This is a genomic window from Mesorhizobium sp. B2-8-9, from assembly GCF_006439475.1.
In the GTDB taxonomy this organism is placed as follows: domain Bacteria; phylum Pseudomonadota; class Alphaproteobacteria; order Rhizobiales; family Rhizobiaceae; genus Mesorhizobium.
This window is the reverse complement of record NZ_VFTQ01000012.1, coordinates 1-22,554: the sequence shown is the minus strand read 5'-3', so window position 1 is coordinate 22,554 and position 22,554 is coordinate 1. Positions and strand designations below refer to the sequence as shown.

At 64.1% G+C, this 22,554-nt stretch carries 20 protein-coding genes; 9 read left to right on the top strand and 11 right to left on the bottom strand.

All coding sequences use genetic code 11. The features are described from left to right. Positions 1 to 257: 257 nt before the first annotated feature. Positions 258 to 668 (bottom strand): hypothetical protein, encoded by a 411-nt coding sequence (locus tag FJ423_RS16055; protein WP_140842955.1) that lies wholly within the window; start codon positions 666 to 668, stop codon positions 258 to 260. 480 nt (positions 669 to 1,148) lie between these two features. Between FJ423_RS16055 and FJ423_RS16050 the strand changes: the two genes are divergently transcribed. After that, positions 1,149 to 2,351, top strand: a complete 1,203-nt coding sequence (locus FJ423_RS16050; protein WP_140842953.1) for an aromatic ring-hydroxylating dioxygenase subunit alpha — start codon at positions 1,149 to 1,151, stop codon at positions 2,349 to 2,351. A gap of 43 nt (positions 2,352 to 2,394) precedes the next feature. Here the strand turns inward: FJ423_RS16050 and FJ423_RS16045 are convergent, their stop codons facing one another. Then, positions 2,395 to 3,813: an aminotransferase gene (locus FJ423_RS16045; protein ID WP_140842951.1), complete on the bottom strand. Its 1,419-nt coding sequence runs from the start codon at positions 3,811 to 3,813 to the stop codon at positions 2,395 to 2,397. Between the two features lie 290 nt (positions 3,814 to 4,103). Here FJ423_RS16045 and FJ423_RS16040 point away from each other — a divergent pair, with 290 nt between their 5' ends. The 3 genes from FJ423_RS16040 to FJ423_RS16030 are packed head-to-tail and all read left to right on the top strand — an operon-like array spanning position 4,104 to position 6,950. Beyond that, positions 4,104 to 5,021, top strand: coding sequence for an ABC transporter permease (locus FJ423_RS16040; protein ID WP_140842948.1), 918 nt, complete (start codon positions 4,104 to 4,106; stop codon positions 5,019 to 5,021). Beyond that, a complete protein-coding gene (locus FJ423_RS16035) occupies positions 5,018 to 5,839 on the top strand; it encodes an ABC transporter permease (protein ID WP_140842946.1) in 822 nt (273 codons plus the stop codon). Before FJ423_RS16040 ends, FJ423_RS16035 begins: the two co-directional genes overlap by 4 nt. A 37-nt stretch (positions 5,840 to 5,876) precedes the next feature. Continuing rightward, entirely contained in the window at positions 5,877 to 6,950 is a 1,074-nt protein-coding gene (locus FJ423_RS16030) for an ABC transporter ATP-binding protein (protein WP_095767398.1), read from the top strand. Here FJ423_RS16030 and FJ423_RS16025 read toward each other — a convergent pair. From FJ423_RS16025 to FJ423_RS16010, 4 genes are all read right to left on the bottom strand, one after another. Further along, positions 6,914 to 8,212: a flavin monoamine oxidase family protein gene (locus tag FJ423_RS16025; protein ID WP_140842944.1), complete on the bottom strand. Its 1,299-nt coding sequence runs from the start codon at positions 8,210 to 8,212 to the stop codon at positions 6,914 to 6,916. The two genes, FJ423_RS16030 and FJ423_RS16025, sit on opposite strands and share 37 nt — an antisense overlap. A 223-nt stretch (positions 8,213 to 8,435) precedes the next feature. Beyond that, the gene (locus FJ423_RS16020; RefSeq protein ID WP_140842942.1) at positions 8,436 to 9,518 is read right to left on the bottom strand and encodes an ABC transporter substrate-binding protein; all 1,083 of its coding nucleotides are present in this window, start codon (positions 9,516 to 9,518) and stop codon (positions 8,436 to 8,438) included. A gap of 73 nt (positions 9,519 to 9,591) precedes the next feature. Then, a complete protein-coding gene (betI, locus tag FJ423_RS16015; RefSeq protein ID WP_140842940.1) occupies positions 9,592 to 10,278 on the bottom strand; it encodes a transcriptional regulator BetI in 687 nt (228 codons plus the stop codon). A gap of 6 nt (positions 10,279 to 10,284) precedes the next feature. Continuing rightward, entirely contained in the window at positions 10,285 to 11,079 is a 795-nt protein-coding gene (locus FJ423_RS16010) for a methyltransferase domain-containing protein (RefSeq protein WP_140842938.1), read from the bottom strand. Between the two features lie 200 nt (positions 11,080 to 11,279). On the opposite strand from FJ423_RS16010, the gene FJ423_RS16005 reads away from it, so the two are divergent. From FJ423_RS16005 to FJ423_RS15990, 4 genes are all read left to right on the top strand, one after another. Next, positions 11,280 to 12,899 carry an NAD(P)/FAD-dependent oxidoreductase gene (locus tag FJ423_RS16005; RefSeq protein WP_140842936.1) on the top strand — a complete coding sequence of 540 codons (1,620 nt, stop codon included), beginning with the start codon at positions 11,280 to 11,282 and terminating at the stop codon, positions 12,897 to 12,899. Continuing rightward, positions 12,886 to 14,460 carry an NAD(P)/FAD-dependent oxidoreductase gene (locus FJ423_RS16000; protein WP_140842934.1) on the top strand — a complete coding sequence of 525 codons (1,575 nt, stop codon included), beginning with the start codon at positions 12,886 to 12,888 and terminating at the stop codon, positions 14,458 to 14,460. Before FJ423_RS16005 ends, FJ423_RS16000 begins: the two co-directional genes overlap by 14 nt. Positions 14,461 to 14,671: 211 nt before the next feature. Further along, positions 14,672 to 15,901 (top strand): aminomethyltransferase family protein, encoded by a 1,230-nt coding sequence (locus FJ423_RS15995; RefSeq protein WP_140842932.1) that lies wholly within the window; start codon positions 14,672 to 14,674, stop codon positions 15,899 to 15,901. A 2-nt stretch (positions 15,902 to 15,903) separates the two neighbouring features. After that, positions 15,904 to 16,161: a hypothetical protein gene (locus FJ423_RS15990; RefSeq protein ID WP_140842930.1), complete on the top strand. Its 258-nt coding sequence runs from the start codon at positions 15,904 to 15,906 to the stop codon at positions 16,159 to 16,161. A gap of 7 nt (positions 16,162 to 16,168) precedes the next feature. Here the strand turns inward: FJ423_RS15990 and FJ423_RS15985 are convergent, their stop codons facing one another. The 4 genes from FJ423_RS15985 to FJ423_RS15970 all read right to left on the bottom strand — a co-directional run bounded on the left by FJ423_RS15985 (position 16,169) and on the right by FJ423_RS15970 (position 19,389). Then, complete coding sequence (locus FJ423_RS15985; protein ID WP_140842928.1) at positions 16,169 to 17,227, bottom strand: dipeptidase; 1,059 nt, start codon at positions 17,225 to 17,227, stop codon at positions 16,169 to 16,171. A 294-nt stretch (positions 17,228 to 17,521) separates the two neighbouring features. Further along, positions 17,522 to 17,821 carry a GNAT family N-acetyltransferase gene (locus FJ423_RS15980; protein WP_095767389.1) on the bottom strand — a complete coding sequence of 100 codons (300 nt, stop codon included), beginning with the start codon at positions 17,819 to 17,821 and terminating at the stop codon, positions 17,522 to 17,524. Position 17,822: 1 nt separating this feature from the next. Next, a complete protein-coding gene (locus FJ423_RS15975) occupies positions 17,823 to 18,452 on the bottom strand; it encodes an alpha/beta hydrolase (RefSeq protein ID WP_140842926.1) in 630 nt (209 codons plus the stop codon). 4 nt (positions 18,453 to 18,456) lie between these two features. After that, the gene (locus tag FJ423_RS15970) at positions 18,457 to 19,389 is read right to left on the bottom strand and encodes a VOC family protein (protein WP_140842924.1); all 933 of its coding nucleotides are present in this window, start codon (positions 19,387 to 19,389) and stop codon (positions 18,457 to 18,459) included. Positions 19,390 to 19,603: 214 nt separating this feature from the next. Between FJ423_RS15970 and FJ423_RS15965 the strand changes: the two genes are divergently transcribed. Further along, the gene (locus FJ423_RS15965; protein ID WP_140842922.1) at positions 19,604 to 21,157 is read left to right on the top strand and encodes an alkaline phosphatase family protein; all 1,554 of its coding nucleotides are present in this window, start codon (positions 19,604 to 19,606) and stop codon (positions 21,155 to 21,157) included. A gap of 121 nt (positions 21,158 to 21,278) precedes the next feature. Here FJ423_RS15965 and FJ423_RS15960 read toward each other — a convergent pair. Next, positions 21,279 to 22,554 (bottom strand): PRC-barrel domain-containing protein (locus tag FJ423_RS15960; RefSeq protein WP_140842920.1); only part of this gene is annotated, 1,276 nt, incomplete at its 5' end.

Genomic DNA, 22,554 nt, shown 5'->3' with positions numbered 1-22,554 from the left:
GGCCGACTACGCGGCCGAGCTCTCATGAGCGCCGCCGCGGGGTCTGTTGAGATTCAGGTCAGGCCGAGCCGAGAAGGGTGGATTCCGAGAACCGGAGCGGAGCGTACTTTCAGTACGTGAGCACCGGAAGCGCAGGAAGCTGCCCTTCGCAGGCCGGCCTCACCTGAATATCGACCGGCACCAAAAAAAGAGGCTCCCGACCGATTTCCACGGCGGGAGCCTGACTGGAGCGCAGGAGGGCGCGCTCAGGGGAGGTCTTAAAAAACGTTCGGCGTGTTCGTGAGCGGCGCGGCGTTGGCGATCATGCGCACCGCGCGCTCCCTGTGCTGGCCGGATTGCTCGGCGATGGCGCGCAGGCACTCAAGGCTCTCGGCGCCCCAGTTCTGACCCTTGCAGGCAAAGTCGATCGTGGATTCCGGCAGGCGGGCGGTCTTGAGCGTGGTCTGCGCGCCCTCGACGACATTGGCCGGCGGATCGATCGAGGCGAAAGCCGGCCCTGAGGCAGGCGCGGCCAGCATGGCGACAAAGGCGCAGGCGCCGATCAGCATGAACATCGCCATCGGATGGTCGCTGGCGCGCTGCCGCAGCGCAAGCTTCGGCCGGCGGTCATTGCGTTGCGGTCCATGCAGGCGGCGATTGGCATCGGTGGTGCGAACTTTCGCAAACATCGGGTTGTTCCCTTCGTTATCTTTCTTTTTGGTTATGAAACGAACATAATCGCACCAGGTAACTGCCGGATGGTCGGCGATGATTGCCTGTGTAACAGGATTGAAACAGATGCCGGACGCGCCAGCCTTCCCAATCCGAGGCAGCCATTCGAGCGGCCATCGAAATGGTCGGCGCAGATATGCGCCTGCCGTGCCGGCCCGACTGTAAACAGCCTCACACAGCAACGCCTGAATCGAGCGCTCCGCCGCTGTCTACGCACGCCCGTGACCGTCGAAACATGCCTTCTCTGAGACGGGGTCTCCGCCTTCTGAATTGCCGTTCCGCTTCCTCAATTAAGACCCGGATTTTCCGGGATTTTTCCAGCCCGGGCGGGGCCTGATTTGCCGCCAGGGAATTTTCACATTTCCACAAACTATTGCATTTCAACGCGAAATATGCTTATATTGAATGAGTATTCAACAAAAAAGCAGAATATATCCATGAACCCGCACCTTCGTGACGTGGCGATCCCCAACGATTGGGACCGGCGGGGTTTGCCGGGGTGGAGCTACCATTCCAACGCCCTTCTCGAGCTCGAGAAGGAATACGTCTTCCGCAACCACTGGCAGATCGCCGGCCACGTTTCCGACGTGCCGAATCCGGGCGACTATCTGACCATGGATGTCATCGGCGAGCGCGCCCTGATCGTGCGCGGCAAGGACGGCATCGTGCGCGCCTTCAACAACATGTGCCGCCACCGCGGCAGCCGCGTCGTCGCCGACAGCCAGGGCACCTGCAAGAACGCGCTGGTGTGCCCGTTCCATGGCTGGGTCTACAATCTCGATGGCACGCTGCGCGGCGCTGCCCGTCCGGGCTCGTTCCCCGAGCTCGACAAGACCGAGTTCGGCCTGATGCCGCTCGACCTCGAAATCTGGATGGGCTTTATTTTCACCCGCTTCCGCAAGGGCGGCCCGCAGCCTTCGGTGGCCGAGCTGCTGAAGCCGATCGAGGCCGAGATGGCGCATTACAATGTCGGCGAAATGGTGCCGTCCTGGGGCATCTGGACACAGAAATCGCCGGTCAACTGGAAGTCGGTACGCGACGTCGACAATGAGGGCTATCACGTCGCCATGGCGCATCCGGCGCTGCAGGACCTCTATGGCGCCACCTATTTCGACGAGCCTTTCGTCAACGGCCTGTCGCGCTCCTTCGCCACCTACAATCCGCATGCCGGCCGGCGCTGGAGCGTGCGCGAGTACATCAAGCTCGCGCCCGAGGCCACGCATCTGCCGGAACATCTCCGCAAGGCCTGGATCTATTACGGCATCTTCCCCAACAACGCGCTGTCGATCATGCCGGAATCCGTCCAGTTCTATCAGGAGTTCCCGCTGTCGACCGGCGAGACGCTGCTGCGCGGCGCCATCTACCGCTACAAGGACGAGACGCGCGAACAGGCGGCGGCACGCTACCTCGCCTATCGCATCGACCGCGACACCATGAACGAAGACGTGCAGCTCTCGGTGTGGTCGAACGAATCCATGCTGTCGGAAGCCTTCGAGGGCTTTTACCTCTCCGACCTCGAATACGGCGTGCGCACCCACCACGACCACCTACGCAGGCAGATCCCGGTTCTGAACCTGGAGACGGCGCCCGAGGAGAAGGACATGTGGGGGCTGAACGAGGCGCTGAGGTCGAGGGGATGAGCTCTCTCCTTCTCCCCGTTCCACGGGGAGAAGGAAGAGCCAATCATCCCCGCCAGACCCCTTCCTTCCTTAAATCATCCATGGTGCGTGAAATGCCTTCGCGCAGGATCGCCACCATGTCGTCGACCTGCTCGCGGCTGATGATCAGCGGCGGCGACATCACGCACATGTTGATCAGCGGCCGCACCAGAAGCCCTAGCTCGTGGCAATGCGCATCGATGCGTTTGCCCACATTCTTGTCGAGCTGCAGCGGATCCTTGCTGTCGCGGTCGGCGACGCATTCGACGCAAGCCATCAGCCCGACGCCACGCACCTCGCCGACCAGCGGCAGCTCTTCCAGCGTCTTCAGTCGCGCCTGGAAATAGGGCGCGATCTCGCGCGTGTGGGCGAGCACGCCCTCTTCCAGAAGATCGAGATTCTTCAGCGCGACGGCGCAGCCGATCGGATGGCTGGTGTAGGTGAGCCCATGGCCGAACAGCGCATCCGGGTGGTTGGAACGGCGCAGCTCTTCGAGCAGCCGCTCCGAGATGATGACGCCGCCGAGCGGGAAATAGCCCGACGTGACGCCCTTGGCGAACGTGATCATGTCCGGATCGATGCCGAACACGTCGCCTGAGGCAAAGATATGGCCGAGCCGTCCGAAGCCGGTCACCACCTCGTCCGAGACATAGAGGATGTCGTTCTCGCGGCAGATCTCGCGGATACGCTTCAGGTACCCGTCCGGCGGCACGATGACGCCTCCGGAAGCCTGCACCGGTTCGCCGACAAAGGCGCCGATGCGCTCCGCGCCGACGCGCGCGACGGTGTCGCGGAACTGGTCGACCAGGAAATCGATGAAGGCGGCGATGCTCATCTCCTTCGGCCGCCGGAACGGGTCGGGCGAGGACAATTTGACCACCAGATCGTCGGCGCCGTCCATCCAGTCGCGGTCACGCGGCCGGCCGTTGAGCGAGGCCGACAGATAGGTCGAGCCGTGATAGGCGCCGCCGCGGCTGAGGATCAGCTTCTTCTCCGGCCGTCCGCGCACATTGTTATAGAACTGCATGAAGCGCAGCGCCGTCTCCACCGCCGAAGAGCCACCGGTGGTGAAGAAGGTGTGGCTGAGATCGCCAGGTGCCGCATCGGCGATGCGCCGGGCAAGCTCGGCCGAGGGCGCATTCATCGTATACCAAGGCGTGTTGTAGGAGAGCGCCATCGCCTGGTCGTACATGACCTTGGCCAGCTCCTCGCGGCGATGGCCGACATTGATGCACCACATGCCCGCCGGGCCGTCAATGAGGCGCTTGCCGGAAGCGTCGGTGATGTAGATGCTGTGGCCCTCGCCGATCAGCGCGCGCGCCTCGTTGCCGACCGAGCCGGCATAGGGCCAGGGCTGCAAGAGATGGCGCTTGGCGAGCTCGACCGCGTCGTCATCGCCGGGCTCGATGAGTTCGCTTGCCTTGATCTTGCTTTGAGCCGCCATTTTCGCCTCGCATTGTCAGGTTTTTGAATTTCCACCGGATATCAAATTGCGCGAAAAACCACGGAAATTCGGCTTTTCATCACTTCATTTTGAATATCCGTTCAATCAATATCTCAGAAATAGCGCTTGATTTCAATCGGCGGATGCGCTCATGATGAAAGAAAGCCGGCAAGCCAGGGAGCGATCGCGCTCCAAGCATAATTCGGGGACAGGCAGCCGGCGCCACGAATGGGAAGGCGCATGGCGGGACAGTCCGAGCCAGCTACCGAAATCACGCCCGGAGCGCTGCAATGACGGTTGCCGCGGAAGGGTCGCCCCCGTTGCGCATGGCGGGATCGAGACGAAGTCCCTTTCTGCAATCGGAAGCCGTCCAGGGCTTTGGCCTGATCAGTCCCACCTTCGTCTACGCTCTCATTCTCCTCGTCCTGCCGATCCTGGTCGTCATCGCCCATTCCTTCTGGACGCAGAACTATCTCACCATCGATCACACATTCAGGCTGGAGAACTACCGGATCGCGCTGACCGAGCCGATCTACCGCGACCTGCTCTGGCGCTCGCTCTACATCTCGCTGACCGTCAGCCTGTTGACCGTGGCTCTGGCCTATCCGATCGCCTATTTCATTTCCTTCCATGGCGGCCGCCACAAGAGCCTGTGGCTGTTCCTCATCACCATCCCGTTCTGGACCAGCTACCTGCTGCGCGTGATGTCGTGGAAGGTGATCCTCGGCTATAACGGCGTGCTCAACTCCGGCCTGATGGGCCTCGGCATCATCGACGAGCCGTCGACGGCGCTGCTCTATAATTCCACCGCCGTCATCATCACGCTGACCCATGCCTGGGCAACCTTCGCGATCCTGCCGATCTTCGTTTCGCTGGAGAAGGTCGACCGAACCCTGGTCGAAGCGGCGACCGACCTCGGCGACGGGCCGCTGCGCTCCTTCCTGCGCGTCACCCTGCCGCTGTCGGCGCCCGGCATCATCTCGGCGGGGCTGATCGTCATGATCCCGACCGTCGGCGACTACGTCACGCCGAAGCTCGTCGGCGGCAAGGACGGCGTCATGATCGCCAACGCCATCCAGGCGCAATTCGGCAAGGCGTCGAACTGGCCGCTGGGTGCAGCACTTTCCGTCACCACGATGATTATCGTCTCGCTGATGGCCGGCGCCACTGTGCTGGTCTTCCGCGCCCTGCAGAGGCTGGCACGATGACGGCGATCAGACGTTACCTGCCCGGCTGGCTGTCGAGCTATGCCGTCCTCTATCTGCTGTTCCTTTACCTGCCGGTGGTGTTCCTGCCGATCTTCTCGGTCAACGCGGCGGCGACGCCCAAATTCCCGCTCTCGGGCGTCACGCTGCACTGGTACGAAGACCTGCCGCGCACGCCGGCGCTGATCGACGCCACCTGGAACAGCCTCATCGTCGGCATCTCCGCCTCGATCCTGTCGACGGTGCTGGGCATCCTCGCCGCCCGCTCGATCACCCGCTACCGTTACCCGGGCCGCCGCGCCATCAACGGGCTGATCATGGCGCCGCTGGTGCTGCCGGAGGTGATCGTCGCCATCTCGATGCTGCTGGTCATGCTGCAGTTGGGCTTGAGCCTGTCGCTGTTCACGGTGGTGCTTGGCCATGTGCTGGTCTGCATTCCCTATTCGATGACCGTGCTGACCTCCGGTTTCGAGGGTTTCGATCGCAGCCTCGAGGAGGCCTCGGCCGATCTCGGCGAGAGCGCGTTCGGCACCTTCCGGCGCGTGACGTTGCCGATGGTCGCGCCGGCGATCATCTCCAGCCTGCTCGTCTGCTTCACCATCTCGCTCGACGAATTCATCATCGCCTTCTTCCTCACCGGCACCGAGGCGACGCTGCCGATCTACATCTGGGGCCAGTTGCGGTTTGCGGCCAAGCTTCCCGGCGTGCTGGCGCTCGGCACCTTGCTGCTCTTCGCGTCCTTCCTGTTGATGACGATTGCCGAAATCCTGCGCCGCCGCGCGGCGAGACGCACCCAGAACGAGGGAGGCCTCTATGCTTGAGCGGGTCCAGTCCGAGCGCACCCAAACCGATCGCACCATGATCGAGATCCGCGACGTTACCCGCAGCTACGGATCGTTCAAGGCGCTGGACAACGCCTCGCTGGCGATCAGGGAGGGCGAGTTCTTCTCGCTGCTCGGGCCTTCCGGCTGCGGCAAGACCACGCTGTTGCGCATGATCGCCGGCTTCGACACGCCGACCAGCGGCTCCATCGCCGTCGACGGCCATCCGATGGACGGCATTCCCGCCAACCGCCGGCCGACCAATATGGTCTTCCAGAGCTATGCGATTTTCCCGCATCTCAATGTCGAGCAGAATGTCGCCTACGGCCTGAAGCGGCTGAAGCTCGACGCCGGCGCGGAGAGGCGCCGCGTCGAGGAAGCGCTGGCGCAGGTCTCGCTTACCGGTCTCGGCAAGCGCCGCGCCACCGAGCTTTCCGGCGGCCAGCGCCAGCGCGTCGCTTTGGCCCGCGCACTGGTCATGCGGCCCAAGGTGCTGCTGCTCGACGAGCCGCTCTCGGCGTTGGACAAGAAGCTGCGCGAGCAGATGCAGGTCGAACTGCGCCGCTTGCAGCAGGCGGTCGGCATCACTTTCGTGCTGGTCACGCACGACCAGTACGAGGCCCTGGCAATGTCCGACCGCATCGCCGTGATGTTCGGCGGCAAGATCGCGCAGGTCGCTTCGCCGAAGGAAATCTACCAGCGCCCGGTCAACCGCCAGGTCGCCGACTTCCTCGGCGGCATGAATTTCGTCAAGGCAGAGATCGTCGAGGAAAACGGCGCTTCGCTGGTGCTCGACACGCTGGGCTTCGGCCGCGTCAGGACCGACAAGCCAAGGGCTTTCGTGCGCAATGGCGGCGCGGCGACGCTTGGCATCCGGCCCGAACGCCTGCGTGTTTTGTGGGACAACGCGTCAGCAAAATTCGAGGTCGCCGGCAAGGTCGTCGAGCGCCACTATTTCGGTGAGATCACGCATCTGATCGTCGAGATCCCCGGACTGGAAAAGCCGCTTTCGGTGACCGAGACCAACGATTTCGGCGCCGATGACATTCCGGTCGGCGCGCCGATCCGTCTCGCCTACGACCCCGAGGCGCTGGTGGCGATGGCGGACTGAATCTTGCCGGCCGCGACGCGCCCCGCCACGATCGCGCCTTCGACATAGCCCGGGAAAGACGGCGACACTTCCGAGGCGGCGAAATAGATGGGCGGCGCGCCGGCAAGGATGACGCGCTCGGCATGCCGCGCGGTGACGTCGACGATGAGGTCGCTATAGGCGCCGCCGCTCCAGCGGTCATGCGTCCAGTCGCGCGAGCTGAAATCGACGATGTCGGCGGCCCTCGGGCCGAGCGCCTGGACAAGCCTCGCGGTGATTTCCGCACGCAACGCCGCCTCGCCGAGCGGGTGCCAGCGCAGCGCCAGCGGCCCGCCCACGAAGACGACAAGCGCGGCATGGTCGGCATCCGTGCTGGCGTCGCAGGCAAACAGCCCCGGCTGGTCGCGCCACATGACCATGCCGCACAGATCGCGCTCGCGCCAAAAAGGCTTTGCGTAACGCACCAGGATCTTGATCACCGCGCCGCTTTCCCAGACGCCGAGCGCGCTTGCGAGCTCCGCCGGCAAAGCCGGCGTGAAATCGAGCTTCGCGGCCGTCGCCGGCGGCAGCGCGATCAGGACCTCGCGCGCTTCGATCGTGGCCGCGCCGGTGCTGATGCGAACGCCTTGCGGGGCGCGCTCGACACGGGCCACTGCTTGGTTCAGGCGCAGCCGGTCGCCGAGCTCGGCGGCGAGATCCTCGGCCAGCGATTGCATGGTGTTGCCCAGAAAATACTGCAGCTCGAACACTTCGTTGGTGATGCGGCGATCATTGTCGATCAGGTACCACAACGGCACCTTGTCCAGCGGCAGGCACCACAGGCCCTCGATCATCGAACGGAAGGCTGCCTTGGCGTCGGCCGTGTCGGCCTGGTGCTCGAGCCATGTCGCCACGGTCAACCCGGCGATCGACGGATCGTCCGGCTCGATCCCGTTCATGCGCTCGCGGATTGCCATCGCGACATGATAGGTCCGCTCCGCCCGCGCCGGCGTCATCGACGGGTAGGTGATGAATTCGCCCTCGACATAGGTCTCGACGAAGCTCTTGCCGTAGGCCCTCGCCAACGCCATCACTTCGGGCATGTCCACGCACAAGAACTGGCCGCCGCTGTCGACCAATTCGCCGAGCCCATTGCGCACAGCCTCTACCCTGCCGCCGACGCGGTCGCGCGCCTCGAGCACAAGAAAATCGATGCCGGCGCGCTTCAATTCGAGCGCGGCGGACAGGCCGGTGAAGCCGGCGCCGATGATGAGGACGTCGGTCCTTTCGATGCTGCTCTTCAATAGCCGGCCTTGATGACGAGGTCGCCGCCGCCTTCGGCAAACGCATAGGCGGTGCCCGCGCCGACAGCGACGACGGCGGCAAGGGCAAGACGGCGAAGCATGGATGTCATGGCGCGAAACTCCCCCATCGCGGATGCGTTTGGGGGAAGTTAGGAGAATTCAAAAGCTTTGGCGAGCCCGCCTGCTTCGGTTCGAAGGGAAGCAGGCGGCCCTTGGGCCAAACTCAATAGCCGGCCTTGATCTTCTCGAATTCGGCGATCATCTTGAGCTTGAGCTCCGAGGGCAGCGGCTGCTGGAACAGCGTCTTGTCGACCCATTTTTCGACGTTGTCGTAGCCCTTCTCCTTCAGGACCGCCGGATCGACGCCGGCCATGCCCTTGGCATTGGCCTGGCCGTAGCCCCAATCCTTGACCAGCACCTTGGCGACTTCCGGATCGTTGACGGCGTTGAGGTAGTCATAGGCTTTGTCGATGTTGCCGGGCGCGTCCTTGAACAGCACGTAGCCGCAGACCCAGGTCGAGATGCCTTCGTTGGTGTCCTTCTTGGATTTGATCGGCACGCCGGCCTTGACCGACTGCACGGTCGCGTCGTTCCAGGCCCAGGCGAGATCGACCTCGCCGCCGGAAAGCAGTTGCACGATGTCGGTGGTGTCGGCCCAGTAGGAGCGCACATTCTTGTGCACCTGGCGCAGAAAGTCCGACGCCTGCTTGAACTGGTCGTCCGTCATCTTGGTCCAGTCCTTGAGCCCGATGGCGAGGCTGGCCAACGCGTAGGCGTCGTCGACATTGTCGCCGATCGAAACCCTGCCCTTGTATTTCGGATCGGCGAACGCCTTCAGCGACTGCACGTCCTTTTCGGCGATCTTGTCGGAGTTGTAGGTGAGCTGGGTATTGCCCCAGTCCCACGGCATGAACCAGGCCTTGCCGTCGGACGTCGTGGCAAGGTCCTTCATCGCCATGATGCCGGGGTTGAGATCCTTCCAGCCTGCGATCTTGGACGTGTCGAGCGGCTGCAGCAGCCCCGCTTCGCGCCATTTCACCACGCTCTGCGAGCAGGGATGGCCGAGATCGGACTTGAAGCCGGAGCGGATTTTTTCGAAGGCCTCGTCCTCGTCGCCGAAGAAGGCGAAGGTCGGCGAATCGCCGTTCTTCTCGACATACTTGCCGTGGAAGCTCGGATCCTCATAGCCTGACCAGTCGAAGACGATCAGATCCTTGTCGGCGGCGACCGCGAACGCCGCCGCCGAAGCGGCGAGCACGCTCCCAAGCGCCAGGGTCAATGTCAGGCGTCGGCTGAGTTTCTTCATGCTGTTCCATCCTCTTTTGCCGGTCTTGTTGGCCGGCTGTTGCTAACCCGGCTTTCGCTAGCTCCAGTTCTCGCTAGCCAAAGTGTTTCGGGAAGGCGGCGGCCAAAAACGCATTCGCCGCCTGCAATGCGGTCTCTCGCGTGGTGTCCTCAGTCCCCATCATCAGCCGCAGCCACAAGCCCTCGAGCATGGCGCTGAGCGCCAGCGCGATGACCTGGGGGTCATAGGTGTAGTTGCCGCTCGCTTTTAGCGTCGTGCAGAGGTCGATGAAGACCTGCTGGTAATAGGCGTCGCGCGAACTGCTCAGCGCCTGGTAGGTCGGCCGCGACTTGGCTTCGCCCCAGAAGGCGAGCCATGCGGCAAGCTTGCGCTTGTTGCAGATCGAGCGGTCGAAATCGGCCCATACCAGATGCTGCAGCTGTCTCGCCGGATCGTCGCCCGCCTTCTGCAGGGAAGTGCGCCAATGCGCCGAATATTCGTCATACATGTGCTGCAGCGTGGCGATCAGCAGCTTTTCCTTGCTCTCGAAATGGAAGTTGACGATGCCGCGCGACAGGCCCGCGCCGTCGGCCACGTCCGCCATCGTCGTTTCGGCATAGCCGCGCTTGGCCAGGGAATCGATCGTCGCCTCGATCAGCTGCAGCCGCCGGACCTCTTTCGAGGCCTTGCGGCCACGCTTTTCGGCATCGCCTTTCCGCGCCGTTTCGGGGAGAGCATCGCTCGCCTCTGCAGTCTTCATGGGTGTGACGGTCTCCAGCATTGCCGGCTATCCGACCGGCTTCCAACCGCGCAGATGAGTGGGGCGGTGCTCGCCACTGTCAAGCACCTTCTGCATCGCCTCCCAGGTCTTGATGTTCTTGTCGACATAGGCCGCGCCGACCGCTGCCGCGGCCCGCGCGTAGAGCGGTCCCTTGAGCCGCGAAAGCTCTTCGCGCGCGACCTCGCGGTACCATGGATTGCGGTCGCGGACCGTAATGTCGGTAAAGCCGGCGCGCCGCATCGCCTCGGCATAGCGCGCCGGTGAGGCCATGGCGAAGGAGAGCCCTTCGGCTGCGATATAGGCCTTCATCTGAGGCGACGGCTCGCCGTCATGCGAAATCATCCAGTTCGACGCCGCAAACACCCCGCCGGGCTTCAGCACGCGAAAGATCTCGGCGAACAGCGCGTACTTGTCCGGCACATGCAAAAGCGCATCCTTGGAGAAGACGACGTCGAAGGAAGCGTCCGTGAAAGGCAGCGGCCCCGGCGGCGCCTGGACGAAGCTGACACAGTCTTCGAGGCCCTGACTGATCGCGCCTCGCCTCGCCGTCTCGATCACCGGCTTTTCGACGTCGAAGCCGGTGGCTCGAGCGGTGCCGTGCGTTGCCGCCAGATGCAGCGTGATGCCGCCGGCGCCGCAACCGATATCGAGGATCGTTTTGCCCTTGAGGGAGAGGCCTTCGACGACGCGGTCGACCTCGTCCGGACCGCCCGGCGACAAGTAACCTTCGCCCCACAGCACTTCGAGGAAGCGGATGGCGGTTTCGTCGTATTCCGGCTCGGCGTCGGCCGTCTCGATCATCGGATCCTCAACCTCAAATGCCGATGCGTATCAATCCAGAGATCAAGGCAAAGCCTAGCGCATCAATGGGAAAACGCAACACCATTTGTTGAACATTCATTCAATATGGCTGGACAAAAAACTGTGGTCCGTGCCAAATTCGGGCAATCGGGAACAAGACGCACCGAAAAGAAGGGCAACCGGCTGGAGGTTCGGCGCGCATGAAGGCATGGGACGCGATCGTCATCGGCGGCGGCCATAACGGGCTGGTCACCGCCTGCTATCTGCAGCGCGCCGGGCTGGACGTGCTGGTGGTCGAGAAGAACGATTGGGTCGGCGGCGCGGCCACCAGCCGCGAGCTGACGCCGGGCTTCCTCTATTCCAACTGTTCCTATGTCTGCTCGCTGTTTCGGCCCGAGATCATGCGCGACCTGGAGCTGCCGCGCTTCGGCCTGCAGGTGATCTCCTATGAAGGCGGCGCGGTGTTCACGCGCGACGGCGACTACCTCGCCAACTACCGCGATCATGACGCGCATCGCCGTGAGTTCGCCCGCTTTTCGAAGCGCGACGCCGAGGCCTATGACCGCTATTCGCGCGACGTCACGAGGCAGTGCCGCTTCATCCAGCCGCTCTTGATGCGCACCGCGCCCGACCCGACGAGCTTCAGGCCGCGCGACCTGGGCGAGCTGCTTTATCTCGGCAAGAAATTCGCCGGCCTCTCGGCCGAGGAGATGGCGCTGACCTTGCGCTTCTGGACGATGTCGATCTCGGACTTCCTCGACGAGTATTTCGAGACCGACGTCATCAAGGCGAACTTCGCGCTGTCCGGCATCATCGGCACGGCGCTGGGCCCGATGTCGCCCGGCACGGCTTATGTGCTGCTTCATCATTATATGGGCGAGGTCGACGGCTCGGTCGGCGCCTGGGGCTACGCGCGCGGCGGCATGGGCGCCGTCACCAGGGCGCTGGCCGCCTCCTTCAAGGCCAGTGGCGGCACCATCCGCACCGGCGCCGAGGTCGACCAGGTGCTGATCAGGAACGGCAAGGCCAAGGGCGTGGTGCTTGCCGGCGGCGAGGAGATCGACGGCAAGCTCGTCATCTCCAATGCCGACGTCAAGCGCACCTTCCTGAAGCTGGTCGAGGAGAAGGAGCTGCCCGACATCTTCCTGCGCCGCGTCAGGAACTTCAAGATCCGCGGCTCGTCGGGCAAGGTCAACATCGCGCTCGATTCCCTGCCCGAATTCCCGGCTTTGCCCAAGGACTCGCCGGTCTACCGCGCCGACATGCATTTCATCGATTCCATCGAGCGCATGGAGCGCGCCTATGACGACTGGAAGGCCGGACGCTGGTCGGCCGATCCCTTCCTCGACATGATGATCCCGACCACGCTCGATCCGACCATGGCGCCGCCGGGCAAGCATTTCATGAGCTGCTTCGTGCAATACACACCGCCGAAGATAAAAGGGGCGGACTGGACCGACGCCGACCGCGACGGCTTCGCCGAAAGCGTGATTGCGCAGATCGCTGAATATTCGCCCGCCTTCCGCGACCGCATCGTCCACATGGAGGTGCGCACGCCGCGCGAGATCGAGGCCGAGGTCGGCCTCACCGAAGGCAATATTTTTCAGGGCGAGCTCACCTTCGACCAGCTGCTCTTCAACCGCCCGGTGCCGGGCTACGCACAATACCGCTCGCCGCTCAGTGGGCTCTATATGTGCGGCTCTTCCACCCATCCGGGCGGCGGCGTCATGGGCGCGCCCGGACGCAATGCCGCCGCCGAAATCCTGCGTGATCTGGCCAAGCCAACCCTGCATATGAGCCCGGCCCATGACGTCATCTGATTTGAACTGGGACGTTATCGTCATCGGCGGCGGTCACAATGGCCTCGTCGCCGCCGCCACGCTGGCCAAGTCGGGCCGCAAGGTGCTGCTGCTCGAGGCCGGCAACGAGGTCGGCGGCGCCGCGCGCACCGAGGAATTCGCGCCGGGCTTTCGCGTCTCCACGGTCGCGCATCTGCTCAATCGCCTGCATCCCGATGTCGTGAAGACGCTGGAGCTGGAACGCCACGGGCTGACGGTAGAGCGCGGCGACTTCGTGCTGTCGGTTGCGCTGTCGAAGGACGGCCCGCTGGTGCTCCACGGCGCCTATGGCGAGGTGCTGACGGGCGCCAGCGCTTCGGAACAGTCCGCCTGGAAAGATTTGCGCGCGCAACTGCTGCGCTATGCCGGCGTGCTGAAGCCTTTCCTGTCGCGCCGACCGCCTGATCTTGGCGGCATGTCGCTCGCCGATGTGACCGGGCTCGGCCAGACCGCGCTGGCGCTGAAGCGACTCGGCAAGAAAGACATGCGCGATTTCCTGCGCGTGCTTCTGATGAATGTCTACGATCTGCTCGACGAGCAGCTGTCGGACGACCGGTTGAAGGGCCTGCTTGCTTTCGACGCGACGCTGGGGTCGCATCTTGGGCCGCGCTCGCCGACTTCGCTGCTCGGCCTCTACTACAGGCTGGCCGGCGAAATTGGCGGCCTTGCCGGCGCGCAGATCCAGCCGAAAGGCGGCATGGGCGCCGTCGTCGCCGCCATCTGCGCGGCGGCGGAAAAAGCCGGCGTTTCCATCCGCCACGCTTCGCCGGTCGCCAAGGTGATCGTCGAGAAGGGCCGCGCCGTCGGCGTCGTCACGCAGGGCGACGCGACGCTGCGGGCCAGAATCGTGGTCTCCGCCATCAACCCGGCGACGACGATCCTCGATCTCGTCGGCCCGCGCGAGGTCGACACCGGCTTCGTGCGCAAGATGAAGAACATCCGCATGAAGGGCGATGCAGCCAAGCTCCATCTGGCGCTCGACCGGCCGCCGCAATTTGCAGGCGTCGACGCCGCCGGCCACAAGGGCCGCCTCGTCATCGCGCCTTCGCCCGACCATGTCGAGCGCGCCTTCAACCCATCGAAATATGGCGCGTTCTCGCCTGAGCCCGTGATGGAGATCACGCTCCCCAGTCTCGCCGATCCATCGCTCGCCCCTTCCGGCGCCTGCGTGCTGTCGGCCGTGGTGCAATATGCACCCTATGCATTGAGAGAGGGCTGGGCCGCCGGCAAGCCGCGCTTCCTCAAGGCGATCATGCCGCAGCTCGAGACTTATGCGCCCGGCATCGGCACAACGGTCCGCCACGCCGAGCTTTTGACGCCCGCCGACATCGAGGCGCGCTACCGCATGCCTGGCGGCCACTGGCACCATGGCGAGTTGCAGGCCGACCAGATGCTGATGTCGCGGCCGGTCTCCGGCTGGTCGGGCTACGACACGCCGCTCGAAGGCCTGTTCCTCGCCGGCGCCGGCTCGCATCCGGGCGGCGGCATCTCCGGCGCGCCCGGCCTCAACGCCGCGCGCCGCATCATCGCGATGAAGGGGTGAATATGTTTTTGCAAATCGCTGAAGTCGCGCTCCATGGCGCCCCCCTCTGGCCTGCCGGCCATCTCCCCCACGAGGGGGGAGATCAGCAGCTCGATCTGTCGGCGCTTTTCTTGCGACGTTGGAGATTGGCGAAAGTCAGCGTGACGTCCAATCTCCCCCCTTGTGGGGGAGATGTCCGGCAGGACAGAGGGGGGCGCGAAGGAACGCCGTCATGAATCGTCATGTGAAAACCGACGCCGCCCGCACCCTCGCCCAATCCCACTTCCGCACGCTGCGGCTCGGCACCCCCTTCCAGCCGCGCATCGACGCGCTGGCGCTGACGAACGACTGGTACAACTGGGCCGGCTACCGCGCGCCGCATTCGCTGTGGGACGAGGAGCTCGAATATTTCGCCATCCGCAGCCAGGCGGCGCTCTTCGACATCTCGCCGATGACCAAGTACCGCATCGAGGGCCCGGACGCCGAAGCCTATCTCGACCGCGTCACGCTGCGAGACGTGGCCAAACTGAAACCCGACCGCGTCCACTACACCGCCTGGTGCGACGACGATGGCTTTGTCCTTGATGATGGCACTTTGTTCCGGCTCTCGCCGACACGCTTCCGTCTCTGCTCGCAAGAGCGCCATCTGCCCTGGCTGCTCGACAGCGCGATCGGCTATGAGATCAGTGTCGAGGAAGAGACCGAAGCGGTCACCGGACTTGCGCTGCAGGGCCCGACTTCCTTCGCCATCCTGCGCGAGGCGGGCTTTGCCGGCGTCGAGCGGTTGAAAATCTTCGACCTCGCCGAGTTCGCGCATGACGGCGCTGCCGTGACCATCTCGCGCACCGGCTTCACCGGCGATCTCGGCTACGAATTGTTCGTGCCGGCCGACAAGGCGCTGAGCCTCTGGGACCGGCTGATGGCGGCGGGCGAGCTGCGCGGCATCCGCGCCATCGGCTATACGGCGCTGAACCGGGCCCGGCTGGAAGCCGGGCTGATCGTCGCCAATGCCGATTTCACAGCTGCCGAGCACGCCATCCGCGCCGACCGCCTGCGCATGCCGGACGAGATCGGCCTCGGCTTCATGGTCGATCCGGACAAAGGCCATTTCAACGGTCGCCGCGCTATCCTCGAAGCCCGGACGAAGAAGAAGCTGCGCCATGTGCTGGTCGGCCTGGAGATCGAAGGCAACATCCCGGCCGAGCATGCGATCGTCTACTACAAGAAAAGCCAGGAGGTCGGCCTAGTCAGCGCGGCGATGTGGTCGCCCATGGCCAAGCGCAACATCGCCATCGCTTCGCTGCAGCGGCCTTATGGCGACACCATCGTAGACGACCTTTGGGTCGAGATCTACGCCATGCGCGAGCTGCAGTACCAGAAGCTGATGAAGAAGGCGAAGGTGGTGCCGCGGCCCTTCATCAAGCTCGACCGCCGCACCGCCAACCCGCCCGCGGACTTTTGACTATGGCAAGCGAAGCGGACGACCTGGAGGCCGAAGCCGCCGAGCAGTGGCAACTGGTCAACACGCCACTCGGCGAGATGTGGTCCGGCCGCACTCGCTACGCGGCGGCGATGTATTTCTTCAAGCGCGGCGAAATGAACGCCGAGACGCTCGAGGTCTACCGCATTTGCGCCCGGCTCGACGCGGAAAACCCCTTGGCGATCATCCGCGACCGTGGCGTCGGCAAGGAATGGCTGAAGCGTATCGGCTACGACGGATAGACCCGCCTTAGCCTATGGTGCGCTCAAGCACGCTCAACCAATTCCGGTAAGCGATCTTCTCGATCAGCGCGCGCCCGAAACCGCGCGCGGCGAGCGCGTCGATGAGCTTCGGCAGACCGGCGACGTCGCCGATGGGGGCCGGGATCATGGCGCCGTCGAAATCCGAGCCCAGCCCGACCCCGTCTTCACCCAGCGCCTGCAACAGCGAATCGATGTGGCGCACCATGATATCAATGCTGGTGTCGGCGTTCATGCGGCCGTCCTCGCGCAGGAAGCCGGTGGCGAAGTTCAGGCCCACCATGCCGCCGGATTCGCGGATCGCGCCGAGCTGCCAGTCGGTCAGGTTGCGCGAATGGCCGCAGATGGCATGCACATTGGAATGGGTCGCGACCAACGGCGCATCGCTAAGCTCGGCCACGTCGCGAAAACCCTTCTCGTTGAGATGCGAGAGGTCGATCATGATCCTGAGCTGGTTGCACGCCTTGACCAGCGCCTTGCCGGCATCGGTGAGACCTGGCCCGGTGTCGGGCGAGGACGGAAAGCGGAACGGCACGCCGTTGCCGAAGGCGTTGGGGCGGCTCCAGACGATGCCCAGCGAGCGCAGCCCTGCGGCGTAAAGCACATCGAGCATGGCAAGCCCGGGATCGATCGCCTCGACGCCTTCGATGTGGAACACCGCCGCGATCGAGCCCTTGGCCATCGCGTCCCGCACATCGCCGGCGCTGCGGCAGACGATCAATGCGCCGGCGCGCTCCAGCCGGAACAGGATCGAAGCCATGCCGATGGTCGAGGTGATCGCCTCGGCCTGCGGCAGTTCCGGCGGCAGCGGTTCATTGTCGCTCGGTGCCGGCGGCACGGCGCTGCGTTTCGACTTTTCGACCGGAGGCGGAAAGATCGCGAACATGCCGCCGGCAAAGCCGCCCTTCCTGGCGCGCGGCAGGTCGATATGCCCGCCCGGCGTCCCCTCGATGAACAGCTTTTCGACGTCGGCTTCCTTCGACTGGTAGAGCCGAAGCAGCGTGTCGTTATGTCCGTCGAAAACGGGGATCAGGTCGGTATCGGTCATCAGGGAAGCCATTCAAATCGGGGACGGGCGGGACGACGGGTTTCGTCCGAGCGAACCGTCAACTTAGGCAAGATGACCGGACGGTGCAAATGCCAAGAGCTTCCCCTTCTCCCCTTGTGGGGTCCGAAGGACGGGCGAGACGCGTGGCTCGCCCCGGGCGGTGGATCGGCGCGACAGCGCCGAGACGGATGAGGGATGTTCCAGTGGAGTGAGACGCCGGCTTTCTCTGGAGCACCCCTCATCCGGCCGCTGCGCGGCCACCTTCTCCCACAGGGGGAGAAGGGAAAGACGGTGCTACCGCTTCAGCACATCCGCCCATTCCGGGTGGCGACGGAACTGGGCGTTAGCGAAGGGGCAGAGCGGGATGATCTTCTTGCCGGCGGCACGCGCATCCTCGACCGCGCGGGTGACGAGCCGAAGCCCGGCGCCCTGGCCACGAAAGACGTCCGGCACCTCGGTGTGGTCAATGATGAGCTGGTGCTCGCCGATCTTGGTGAACGTCATCTCGGCCTCGGCGCCGCCCGGGCCGCGCAGCACGTAACGCCCCTTGGAGCCGCGGTCTTCAAGCTCGATCTCGGGCAGTTGGTCGGCCATGTTACTTGCCTCCTTCGGCAACCGGCGCCGGCGCGAAAAACCGCCGCGCCGCTTCGATTTCATTCGGCCGAACCTCATGCCCGCCGTCGTGCCATTCCACTGTGACATCGGCGCCGTCGGCGCGCAAATAGGCCTCGAGCCGCGACGTCAAATTGGGCGGACAGATCGGGTCGCGCCTGCCGGCCGTGATCAGGATGCGGCGGCCGGCAAGGCTGCCCTGGACGCGGGGCTCGAACGGGATCAGCGGATGCATCAGCGTCGCGCCATCGAACAGGCCCGGCTCGGCGAACACCATCGAGGCCAGGATGTTGGCGCCGTTGGAGTAGCCGAGGCCGAACACCGCCGAGGGTTTTGCGGTCCCGACATGCGCCTTGACGAAGCTCGCCATCTTCGAGGTCGCGCGCGCCAGGTCGTCCATGTCGTAGACGCCCTCGCCGGTGCGGCGAAAGAACCGGGGAGCACCGTGCTCCGACACATCGCCGCGCGGCGAGACGATCGTCGCCGAAGGCATAAGCTCGCGGCCGAAGCCGAGAAGCTGGTTCTCGTCGGCGCCCGTGCCGTGGAGGACGAAGAGCAGCGGACTGCCCGGCGTACCGGGCAGCACCTTATGGATGTAAGCGTCCTTGCTCATGGCTTCAGTCTTCCAGCTTATGCAGATGCTGTTCGAGATAGGGCCGCAGATGCTGGTGCTGCGCCGGCAGCCTCAGCGCCTCGCCCAGATGCGCGGTGTCCTCGTCGCGGTTGAAGCCCGGCTCGTTGGTCGAAACCTCGAACAGCACGCCGCCCGGCGTGCGGAAATAGATCGCCCAGAAATAGTCGCGATCGATGACCGGCGTCACGCCATAGCCCGTGTCGACCAGCGCCTTGCGCACTTCCAGCTGTCTTGCGCGATCCTCGACCGCGAAGGCGACATGGTGCACCGAGCCGGCGCCGAGATTGGCAAAGCCGGCACCCGGCAGCGATTCGATGTCGACGACGTCGGCGCCGTTGCCGTTCTTGATCGCCAGCCGGCGGATATTGCCGGACTTGTCGACCTCCTCATAGCCCATGAATTTCAAAAGCTCCTCGGTGGCGCCTCCGTCCTTCAGCCGCAGCGAGACCGAGTGAAAGCCGCGGATCGCCTCGTCGCCGGGAACGCCGCCTTTGACCCACGGCGCGCGTTTGTCGGCCTTGTCCTCGACAAGCGCGAAACTGTCGCCGTCGGGACCGGTGAAGGTAAGCCGCTTCTCGCCAAAAGCTTCCGTGCGGGCGACGTTGCCCACGCCTTCATCGGCGAAGCGCTTTTCCCAATAGGCCAGCGCGCCTTTCGGCACCGAGAATACCGTTGTGCCCACCTCGCCGACGCCGTGCCGGCCCTTGGCGATATCGGGGAACGGGAAATAGGTCATCACCGAACCCGGCGTGCCGACCTCGTCGGCATAATAGAGATGGTAGACATCCGGCGCGTCGAAATTGACGGTCTTCTTCACCCGGCGCAGGCCAAGCTTTTTCGTAAAGAACTCATTGTTGCGGCGTGCATCGCTCGCCATCGAGGTGACGTGATGCAGCCCCTGTATCTGCTTGAGCATGATCCTGCTCCTTCCTTTTGTCCTTGTGCGGCCCTTGCCGCTGTCCACGCCAATATGAGGATGAGCGGGCCGGCGGCAAAGCGGGCAAACATAGAATGGACTGTATCATGAAAGTGAACGACTGCTCGAAACATGTTCACCAATCTGTCACCAAGCTTGGCTTGCAACGCGGGTGATTTCCGTTCCATCTGAACGCTTCCACAAGGAGACGATCTTGGACAATCGCACGCACCGCCCGAACGTCCTGCTCATCACCTGCGACCAGTGGCGTGGCGATTGCCTGTCGGCGGCCGGCCATCCGGTGGTGAAGACGCCGAACGTCGATGCTCTCGCCGCGGAAGGCGTGCTTTTCCGCCGCCATTATGGCGGGGCGGCACCCTGCTCGCCTGCCCGCGCGTGCCTCTACACCGGCCTCTACCAGATGAACAATCGCGTCTGCCGCAATGGCACGCCGCTTGACGCGCGCCATGGCAACATCGCGCTTTCGGCGCGCGCGGCGGGCTATGATCCAACCCTGTTCGGCTACACCGATGTCTCGCTCGATCCGCGCCAGCTGGCGGCCGGGGATCCGCGGCTGCGCAGCTATGAGGGCGTGCTGCCGGGCTTCACCGTACGCCAGGCCCTGCCCGAGCATCAGAAGCAATGGCTGTCGTGGCTGCGCGCGCAAGGCATCGACACCAGCGCAGGCAGCCCCGACATCCACCGTCCGGCCCGGCGCCAGGCGGAACGCGACGTGACCAACGCACCGCCGGTCTATTCGAAAGACCAGACGCCAACCGCGTTCCTGGCCGGCGAATTCATCCGCTGGCTTGGCGAGCAGGAGAAGCGCGCGCCGTGGTTCGCGCATATCTCCTTCATCAGCCCGCACCCGCCCTTCATCGTGCCCGAACCCTACAATACCATGTATGATCCGGCTGAAGGTCCCGCGTTCAAACGCGCTGCAAGTTGGCAGGCCGAGGCCGGCAGCCATCCCTATATCACCTACGATCTGGCCGGGCAGAAGCGGACAAAATTCATCCCCGGCATCGAGGGCAAGGTGGCGGACTGGAGCGAGGAGAACTTCCGCCGCATCCGCGCGATCTATTACGGCATGATCTCCGAGGTCGACGCGCAGCTCGGCCGCATCTGGCAGGCCATCAAATCCGCGGGCGCCTGGGACGACACCCTGGTCGTGCTCACCTCCGACCATGCCGAGATGATGGGCGATCATTTCATGCTCGGCAAAGGCGGCTTCTTCGACGCCAGCTACCACATTCCGTTGATCATCCGCGATCCGCGCCGGGAAGCCACGGCCGGTTCGTCCGTGGATCGCTTCACTGAAGCCGTCGATATCTTCCCGACCATGCTCGACCTGGTCGGCGCCGCGCCGCAGCGCCACCTCGATGGCCGCTCGCTCGCGCCTTGGCTGGACGGAACGGAACCGGAAGCCTGGCGCGACGCTGCGCATTGGGAGTTTGATTTCCGCACGGTCGCCCAAGGGGAAGCCGAACGCCATTTCGGTGTCGGATCGAACGCCTGCAACCTCGCCGTCATCCGCGCGGCGGACTTCAAATATGTCCATTTCGGCGGCGGTCTGCCGGCGCTTCTGTTCGACCTATCGAAGGACCCAGGCGAGCTGAACAATGTAGCGAACGACCCGGCCTATCTCCCGGTACGGCTCGAGTTCGCCGAGAAGATGCTTGCCTGGCGTGCCGCTCACCTCGATCGGTCCCTTGCCTTGGCGGAACTGACGGAAGATGGAGTGGTGGGGTACGTGAGTAGGCAGTAGGCAGTAGGCAGTAGGCAGTAGGCAGTAGGCAGTAGAACATTCGTGTCGCTGGGTGGTATGCCAACCCTTCTTTCGCCTACTGCCTATTTCCTTACTGCCTATTCCCTTACTTCCTATTCCCTTATTTCAGAATCATCCGCTGCTGGTCGCGGTTGGCGGCATAACTGCTCTTGTCATAGGCCGTTTGCGCCTGCAGCTGCTCCTTGGTGAAGTTGGTGTAGAGATACTTCTTGCCGTTCTTGTCGGTCATGAATTTGAGCTTATCCATGCCGATCGCTACTTCCTTGGCGCCGATGCCGAGGAAGCCGCCGACATCGACGATGACCGCGTCCGGCTTGTTGTCGGGCGTCAGCACGACGTCGCCGATTGAACCGATCTTCTCGTCGTTGGCGCCATAGACCGTCGTGCCCTTGAGATCGTCGACGCGCATGTTGCCCATCGGCATCTCGGTCAGTGTCGACTTGTCGATGGAAGCGGTCTTGGTCTGGTCGGTGGCAGCGCCGCTATTATCGGCAGGCTTGTTCTCAGCCGTGCTCTGGGCCGGCGGCGTCGCAGGCTTGTTCTCGGCCGTCGGCTTGGCGGGCTCTGCCGGCTTGGCTCCCTTATCGGACGTCGTGCCCGAAGCGACCACCGCAGGCGTGGTCGTTGCCGGCGCGTTGTTCGCGGCCGTCGTCGTGCCAGGCGCCGGATCATAGGGCTTGCGGTCGAACTCCGGCTGGGCCTGCAGCTGCTCCTTCGTCGTCTCGGCCACCAGCCAGCGGTCGCCGTTCTTCTCCGCCCATTTCGCCTTGTCGAAGTCGAAAGTGACGTTCTTCGTGCCGATGCCGAGGAAGCCGCCGACGCCGATCACCAGCGACTCGGCCTTACCGTCCTTGGCAAGCACGATGTCCTTCACGTCGCCGATCTTCTGAGCATCGTCCGCAGTGCCGTTATAAACCGACTCGCCCATGATGTTGGTGGCGATGTTGCCCTCCGCCTTCTTCACCGGCTCGGCCGGTGCGGCCGCGGGAGCCTGGGCTGTCGTCGTGTTATTGGCGGGCTGCGTAGCGCCGGTCGACTGCGTCGGCGCCGGATCATACGGCTTGCGGTCGAATGCCGGCAAAGCGCTCAGCTCCTCTTTGGTCGACTTGGCGACCAGCCAGCGATCGCCGTTCTTCTCTGCCCATTCCAGCTTACCGTAGTCGAAAGCGACGTCCTTCTTGCCGACGCCAAGGAACCCGCCGACCCCGATAATGGCCGACTTGGCATTGCCGCTGGCATCGAAGACGACATCGTCAACCTTGCCGATATTCTGTGCATCGTCTCCCGTGCCGTTATAGACGGACTCGCCGATAATATTGCTCATCAGGGCGCCATCGGCGCGCGGGACCGGCGCCGGATTCTCGGCTGCTGCTGGG

Coding starts and splice junctions, on each gene's coding strand:
- FJ423_RS15985 (WP_140842928.1), bottom strand. CDS start 17,227: ATGACCGATACCGACCTGATCCCCGTTTTCGACGGACATAACGACACG.
- FJ423_RS15975 (WP_140842926.1), bottom strand. CDS start 18,452: ATGAGCAAGGACGCTTACATCCATAAGGTGCTGCCCGGTACGCCGGGC.
- FJ423_RS15970 (WP_140842924.1), bottom strand. CDS start 19,389: ATGCTCAAGCAGATACAGGGGCTGCATCACGTCACCTCGATGGCGAGC.
- FJ423_RS16030 (WP_095767398.1), top strand. CDS start 5,877: ATGATCGAGATCCGCGACGTTACCCGCAGCTACGGATCGTTCAAGGCG.
- FJ423_RS15990 (WP_140842930.1), top strand. CDS start 15,904: ATGGCAAGCGAAGCGGACGACCTGGAGGCCGAAGCCGCCGAGCAGTGG.
- FJ423_RS16005 (WP_140842936.1), top strand. CDS start 11,280: ATGAAGGCATGGGACGCGATCGTCATCGGCGGCGGCCATAACGGGCTG.
- FJ423_RS16055 (WP_140842955.1), bottom strand. CDS start 668: ATGTTTGCGAAAGTTCGCACCACCGATGCCAATCGCCGCCTGCATGGA.
- FJ423_RS16045 (WP_140842951.1), bottom strand. CDS start 3,813: ATGGCGGCTCAAAGCAAGATCAAGGCAAGCGAACTCATCGAGCCCGGC.
- FJ423_RS16040 (WP_140842948.1), top strand. CDS start 4,104: ATGACGGTTGCCGCGGAAGGGTCGCCCCCGTTGCGCATGGCGGGATCG.
- FJ423_RS16000 (WP_140842934.1), top strand. CDS start 12,886: ATGACGTCATCTGATTTGAACTGGGACGTTATCGTCATCGGCGGCGGT.
- FJ423_RS15995 (WP_140842932.1), top strand. CDS start 14,672: ATGAATCGTCATGTGAAAACCGACGCCGCCCGCACCCTCGCCCAATCC.
- betI (WP_140842940.1), bottom strand. CDS start 10,278: ATGCTGGAGACCGTCACACCCATGAAGACTGCAGAGGCGAGCGATGCT.
- FJ423_RS16050 (WP_140842953.1), top strand. CDS start 1,149: ATGAACCCGCACCTTCGTGACGTGGCGATCCCCAACGATTGGGACCGG.
- FJ423_RS16020 (WP_140842942.1), bottom strand. CDS start 9,518: ATGAAGAAACTCAGCCGACGCCTGACATTGACCCTGGCGCTTGGGAGC.
- FJ423_RS16035 (WP_140842946.1), top strand. CDS start 5,018: ATGACGGCGATCAGACGTTACCTGCCCGGCTGGCTGTCGAGCTATGCC.
- FJ423_RS16010 (WP_140842938.1), bottom strand. CDS start 11,079: ATGATCGAGACGGCCGACGCCGAGCCGGAATACGACGAAACCGCCATC.
- FJ423_RS15980 (WP_095767389.1), bottom strand. CDS start 17,821: ATGGCCGACCAACTGCCCGAGATCGAGCTTGAAGACCGCGGCTCCAAG.